General features: G+C 74.1%; 7 protein-coding genes. 2 read left to right on the forward strand and 5 right to left on the reverse strand.

From position 1 onward, the window contains the following. Window positions 1-26 precede the first annotated feature (26 nt). Both ACFXPK_RS07985 and ACFXPK_RS07990 read right to left on the reverse strand, forming a co-directional pair. Entirely contained in the window at window positions 27-437 is a 411-nt protein-coding gene (locus ACFXPK_RS07985) for a hypothetical protein (protein WP_385072860.1), read from the reverse strand. 196 nt (window positions 438-633) lie between these two features. Next, a complete protein-coding gene (locus tag ACFXPK_RS07990) occupies window positions 634-1839 on the reverse strand; it encodes an ROK family protein (protein ID WP_385072864.1) in 1206 nt (401 codons plus the stop codon). A 118-nt stretch (window positions 1840-1957) separates the two neighbouring features. Between ACFXPK_RS07990 and ACFXPK_RS07995 the strand changes: the two genes are divergently transcribed. Continuing rightward, a complete protein-coding gene (locus ACFXPK_RS07995; RefSeq protein WP_384996230.1) occupies window positions 1958-3058 on the forward strand; it encodes a Gfo/Idh/MocA family oxidoreductase in 1101 nt (366 codons plus the stop codon). Beyond that, the gene (locus ACFXPK_RS08000) at window positions 3055-3540 is read left to right on the forward strand and encodes a heme-degrading domain-containing protein (protein WP_384996227.1); all 486 of its coding nucleotides are present in this window, start codon (window positions 3055-3057) and stop codon (window positions 3538-3540) included. The genes ACFXPK_RS07995 and ACFXPK_RS08000 overlap by 4 nt, the downstream gene beginning before the upstream one ends. Window positions 3541-3720: 180 nt before the next feature. Here ACFXPK_RS08000 and ACFXPK_RS08005 read toward each other — a convergent pair whose 3' ends face one another. From ACFXPK_RS08005 to ACFXPK_RS08015, 3 genes are all read right to left on the reverse strand, one after another. Continuing rightward, entirely contained in the window at window positions 3721-4581 is an 861-nt protein-coding gene (locus ACFXPK_RS08005; RefSeq protein ID WP_385072868.1) for a fumarylacetoacetate hydrolase family protein, read from the reverse strand. Between the two features lie 104 nt (window positions 4582-4685). Next, window positions 4686-5465 carry a YidC/Oxa1 family membrane protein insertase gene (locus ACFXPK_RS08010; RefSeq protein WP_385072871.1) on the reverse strand — a complete coding sequence of 260 codons (780 nt, stop codon included), beginning with the start codon at window positions 5463-5465 and terminating at the stop codon, window positions 4686-4688. A gap of 203 nt (window positions 5466-5668) precedes the next feature. Further along, entirely contained in the window at window positions 5669-5989 is a 321-nt protein-coding gene (locus ACFXPK_RS08015) for a DUF6412 domain-containing protein (RefSeq protein ID WP_385072874.1), read from the reverse strand. Window positions 5990-6206 lie beyond the last annotated feature (217 nt).

Consider the following 6206-nt stretch of genomic DNA (forward strand, 5'->3'; position numbering starts at 1 on the left):
CTGTCGCCCGTAAGGCCCCCCATATCTCACACATGGTTACGCTCCAGCGTCCGGGCGCTCACCCCCCCCTGGTTGACGGCCATCTCCAGCTTCAGATGGCCGACGTCCAGCGCCCGGTCGCGGTCGTAGAGGACCACGACGGGGTGGAGGTTGCGGCAGGCGGCGCCGGTGGTGTTGGTCAGGTCGAGCGACCACTCCCCGGCCGCACCGCCGGCCCGGTACGCGCCGGGGCCGCCGCGCAGCTCGGTCGTGATCGGGAACTCGGGATCGGCCACCCTGCCGCAGGTACGCGCGGCCCCGTCGGCGCCCGGGTCGGCGCTCGGCCCGACGGCGGTCCAGGCCCCGGGGAGCGGGACGAACGCCGTGACGAGGGCGACGGTCACGGCGACCGCGACGGCCGCGGCGGCGAGGAGGGGGAGCGGTCGCACGGAACGCATGACGGACACGGCCTTCGCTGGTCGCTGGGCGGTCGGAACGCCCGACGCTGCCACGGGGCCCCGTGCCACACGGGCCGCCACACCCCAGGTAAGTCAGAAAGTCGCACAACCACACCTCATCGGCCCAGCGCTCCCGCCCGCCCCGGCCCGCCCCGCGGTCACCCGGTCACGGGCCCTCTCGCCCCTCACACCCCGGTCACACCCCGGCCACGCCGGTGCCGGTCCCCCGTCGGCGGCCGAACACCGGGGCGAGCACCAATTGCGCCGCGCCCTCCGCGACCGCGTGCGCGCCTCCCCCGGCCGGCTCCACCGGGATCCCCGCGCCCCCGGCGCGCTCGGCGATGACGGCGCGTACGCCCCGTACGAAACGCTCCTCGTGCGCGGCGATCGTCCGGCCGCCGAGGAGTACGCGGTCGATGTCGAGGAGCGCGACCAGGTTCGCCGCCCCCGCCCCGAGGACCCGGGCCGCCTCCGCCAGATCGCCGCGTGCGACGGCGGCCAGACAGAGCACCTCGACACAGCCCCGGTTGCCGCAGTCGCACCGGTCCCCGTCGAGCTGGATGACCTGGTGCCCGAACTCGCCCGCGCCGGTGCGCGCGCCCCGGTGCAGCACACCGTCGAGCACGAGCCCCGAGCCCAGCCCCGTACCGAGATGGAGGTACGCGAAGGAGTTCCCGCCGCCCGCGACGCCCCCCGGACCGCGCAGGGCGAGTCCGAGCGCGGCGGCGTTGGTGTCCTTGTCGAGGACGACGGGCAGCCGGAGCCGGTCGGCGAGGGCGTCGCGCAGCGGGAACCCCTCCCAGCGCGGGAATCCGGTGACCCGTCCCGGCACGCCGGTCGTGTGGTCGAGGGGCCCCGGCATCGCGACCCCGACGCCCAGCGGCTCCCCGTCGCCCCGGGATCCGCCCACGCCGGTGACGCAGGCGTCCGCCCGTACCGTGTCGGTCCGTACCGCACCCGTCCGTACCGCGTCGGCGCGTACCGCCTCGATCTGCTCCGCCGCCGCCCCGACCACCCGTTCCGCGCCCGCGCCCAGGTCGAAGGGGACCTTCCGTACGGCGACGGGCGTCCCCGCCAGGTCCACCAGCACCGCCGTCAGCTCGTCCCGGTCCAGATGCACCCCCACGGCGTACGCCGCCGAGGGCACCAGCCGCAGGACGGTCCTCGGCTTGCCGCCCGTGGAGGCGCGGCGCCCCGCCTCGGCAGCGAGCCCCTCCGTACGGAGCCTGGCCGTGATCTTGCTGACCGCCTGCGGGGTGAGCCCGGTGCGCTCGGCCAGCTCCAGCCGGCTGATGCCGCCCGCGCCCGCCGTGCGGAGCAGGTCGAGCACGAGCGCGGCGTTGTATCCGCGCAGCACCGGCAGATTCGCGCCGGAACCGCCCGTGCCCGCCCTCGCGCCCATATCCGCACCCTCTCCGTTCCCGTCGCCGCCGTTTCCCGCCGTTCCCCGCCGTTCGCCGCCCACACCGCCATTGTCCACCGGTCTTGCACTTTGGAAACACCGTTGCTTAAGTGGATGCATGACTGGTACCGGCACCCCTCCCCGCGTCGGGCTCGTGGGCTACGGCCTCGCGGGCTCCGTCTTCCACGCCCCGCTGATCGCCGCCACCGAAGGACTCGTCCTCGACACGGTCGTGACCGCCGCCCAGGAGCGCCGGGCGCAGGCCCGCGCCGAGTTCCCCGACGTGCGGTTCGCGGCGACACCGGAAGAGCTGTGGCAGCGGGCGGACGAGCTGGACCTGATCGTCATCGCCTCCCCGAACCGGACGCATGTCCCGATCGCGACGGCCGCGCTCAAGGCCGGTCTGCCGGTCGTCGTGGACAAGCCGATCGCGGGCACCGCCGCCGAGGCGCGCGGGCTGGCGGCGCTGGCCGAGGAGCGCGGGCTGCTGCTCTCCGTCTTCCAGAACCGCCGCTGGGACAACGACTTCCTCACCCTCACCCGCCTCCTCGGCACCGGCCGGCTCGGCGACGTCCTGCGCTTCGAGTCCCGCTTCGAGCGGTGGCGCCCCCAGCTCAAGGGCGGCTGGCGCGAGTCGGGCGCGCCGGAGGAGATCGGCGGGCTGCTGTACGACCTGGGCAGCCACGTGGTCGACCAGGCGCTGGTGCTCTTCGGCCCGGCGGTACGGGTCTACGCGGAGGCGGACGTACGGCGCCCGGGTGCCGAGACGGACGACGACACGTTCATCGCGATCACGCACGCCGGCGGCGTCCGCTCGCATCTGTACGCCAGCGCCACCACCGCCCAACTCGGCCCGCGCTTCCGGGTGCTGGGCTCGAAGGCGGGCTATGTGAAGTACGGCCTCGACCCGCAGGAGGCCGATCTCCGCGAGGGCCGGCGTCCCGGCGGGGGCCGGGCGGCGGGCTGGGGCCTGGAGCCCGAGTCGCTGTGGGGCCGTCTCGGCGCGGGCGATTCGCCGCTGACCGGCGGCGGCCACCCGGTGGAGACCGAGCCGGGCGACTACCCGGCGTACTACGCGGCGATCGCCGCCGCGCTGCGCGACGGCACACCGCCGCCGGTGACCGCGTACGAGGCGGCGGCGACGCTCGACGTCCTGGAAGCGGCGGTGCGTTCGGCGCGCGAGGGCACCGCGATCACTCTGGAGGCCCCCCGCTCATGAGCACCCCCGCGAACACGGCACCCACCGGACCCACGGTCGCCGAACTGGAGGACCAGGAAGCCCGCCTGACGCTCCCCCACTTCACCTACGAGACCGCCTGGGCGCTCGGCACCCTGCTGGTCGAGCTGGCGCGCGCCCGCCACGCGCCGGTCGCGATCGACATCCGCCGGGGCGGACAGCAGCTCTTCCACTGCGCCCTGCCCGGCTCGACGGCGGACAACGACGCGTGGATCGACCGCAAGCGCCGGGTCGTGGAGCGGTACGGCGCCGCCTCGCTCCTGGTCGGCGCCCGCTTCCGCGCCAAGGGCACCACGTTCGAGGAGTCCTCCCGCCTGGACCCGGACCGGTACGCGGCGCACGGCGGCTCGTTCCCGATCGCGGTGGAGGGCGCGGGCGTCATCGGCACGGTGACGGTCTCGGGCCTGCCGCAGATCGAGGACCACGCGCTGGTGGTGGAGGCGCTGGAGAAACTGCGCGGCTGAGGCGGGGCGGGTACGGGGCCACCCGGCCGGGTACGGAACCGCCCGGCCCGGGTTGCCGGGCCGGACCGGCCCAGGGCCTGCGGCGGCCCCGTACCGTACCCACCCCGGCTCCCGCTCCCACTCCCATCCCGGCTTCCGCGCCCACTCCCACCACGGCCTCCGCCCCGGATCCGGGGTCCGTCAGGCGTCCTTCAGCTCCTGCCGCTGCCGCCCCAGCCCGTCGATCTCCAGCTCGACCACGTCACCGGCCCGCAGATACGGCTTCGGCTCCGGCCGGCCCATCGCCACGCCCGCCGGGGTCCCGGTGTTGATCACGTCGCCGGGGTACAGGGTCATGAACTGGCTGACGTACCGTACGACCTCCCCGACGCCGAAGATCTGCTCGGCGGTCGTCCCGTTCTGCTTCAGCTCCCCGTTGACCCAGAGCCGGAGCCCCAGCGCCTGCGGGTCGGCCACCTCGTCGGAGGTCACCAGCCAGGGGCCGAGCGGGTTGAACGTCTCGCAGTTCTTGCCCTTGTCCCAGGTACCGCCGCGCTCGATCTGGAAGGCGCGCTCGGAGACGTCGTGCGCGACGGCGTACCCGCCGACGTGCGCGAGCCCGTCCTCCGCCGAGTCCAGATAGCGCGCGGTGCGCCCGATGACGACGGCGAGTTCGACCTCCCAGTCGGTCTTCAGACTGCCCCGGGGCACAAGGACCGTGTCGTCAGGTCCGATCACTGTGTCCGGCGCCTTGAAGAAGATGATCGGTTCCGCGGGGATCTGCGCACCGGTCTCCGCGGCGTGGTCGTGGTAGTTCAGCCCGATGCACACGATCTTGCCGATCCGGCCCAGCGGCGGTCCGACGCGCGTCCCCGCGCCGTCGAGCACGGGCAGCTCACCGGCGGCGGCTGCCCGCCGTATCCCCTCCAGCGCGGCTTCGTCGGCGAGGAGCGCCCCGTCGATGTCCTGGACGAGAGCGGACAGGTCCCGCAGGGTCGTCCCGTCCTGGTCGAGCAGCGCCGGGCGCTCGGCCCCCGGCGTACCGACACGCAGCAGCTTCATGGTTCCTGGTCTCCCTCTGGTCGGCCGGATCTGCGAGACATCCGATCATTGCGCGGCAGTCGGGGCAAGACCCCGACCACCCCGTGGACGCCCGTGGAGCACCCTCACATCACCGTGCCGGGGGCGAGGGCGCCCGCGACCGGCGCGTCCCGGTACAGGAAGTACCGCTCGGCGGCGGTCCAGGTCGTGCTGGTCACCACGTACAGCGCGGCGGCCAGCGGCACGACGGCGACGGTGAAGAGCGTCGCGAAGGACATCAGCGGCATCATCTTCGTCATCGCGCTCATCGCCCCTGCCCCGGGGGCCTGCTCGCCGTCCGGGCCCGCCGGCAGCGCGGGCGCGTTCGCCATCTGGATCTTCGTACGCCGGTAGTTGAAGGTGGCGACAGCGGCGACGATCGCGAAGAGCCCCAGGTAGACCACTCCGGCGCCGCCGAGGACACCGCCGTCCGCGAGCGCGTGCGTCCAGCGCTCGCCGAGGGGCGCGGCGAAGAGGGAGTGACCGAGGAGTTCGTTGGCCTCGCCGCCGATCTCCCGGCTGGAGAAGAGGTGGTACATCAGGAAGAACGCGGGCATCTGCGCCAGGCTCGGCAGGCAGCCGGAGAGCGGCGAGACCTTCTCCTTGGTGTGCAGTTCCATGAGCGCCTTCTGCATGCGCTCGGGGTTCTTCCCGTGCTTCTTGCGCAGCTCGGCGATCTGCGGCGCCAGCTTCGTGCGCGCCTTCTGCCCCCGGGCTGCGGCCCGCGACAGGGGGTGGATCGCGAGCCGTACGCACGCGGTGAACAGGATGATCGCCGCGGCGGCGGCGCCCGCGTGGAAGAGCGGCTGGAGCAGATCGGCAAGCTGCCCGACCAGGTGGGCGAATACGGACATGAACGCGGACAAGGTGAGCCCTCCGGGGGTCTCGTCGTACCGGACGAAGGACGCTGCCGGCGCGTCGCGGCCTCAGGACGTCGGAACGTCAGGGCGTCGCGGCCTCAGGACGTCGGAACGTCAGGGCGTCGCGCCGTCGAGGCGTGGCGGGGCAGCGGGACGTGGCGGCCGGCGCGGGGTGCCCGGAGAGGGAACGGTGAGAGGGGGGCGTGCCCCTACGCGAAGGCCGTCGGCAGGGAACGGCCGGGGGCTCGGGGCCTGGTACGGCCCGAGGCGTCGGGATCGCGCTGGGGCAGGAAGGCGGTGCGCTGCTCGCGGTCGCGGATGGCCGTCCGCACCCGGTGCGGAGGGTGGGCGGGCACGGAGCGCGCGGTGATCACGGCGCAGACGACGAGGGCGGAGCCCGCGGCGGCGGTGGCGGTCGCGGCGAGCGCGACGGCGGCGGAGAGGCTGCTCGCGTCGAGGAGCAGGAACTCGGCGAGGAGGAAGACCAGGAAAAGGGCGGGGCGCAACAGGCGCAGCGCGCTGCGGACCATGGGCCTGCCTCCTCCGCTCTCCGCTCCGTCCATCACTTCCCCTTCGTTCACTTCCCTTCGTTATACACGATGGGCCGCGGGCGCCGGATCGTACAGAAGAACGACAGTGGCGGCCCCGAGCCCCGCCCCCGCCGGTACGCGTTAAAGCGGCGTTTGCGGCCGGCGGGGGCAGCCCGTTCCGGTGGATGAACGCCGCGACGCTCCCCTCGGTGAATCC

This window comes from Streptomyces sp. NPDC059142 (assembly GCF_042755665.1).
Lineage (GTDB): Bacteria > Actinomycetota > Actinomycetes > Streptomycetales > Streptomycetaceae > Streptomyces.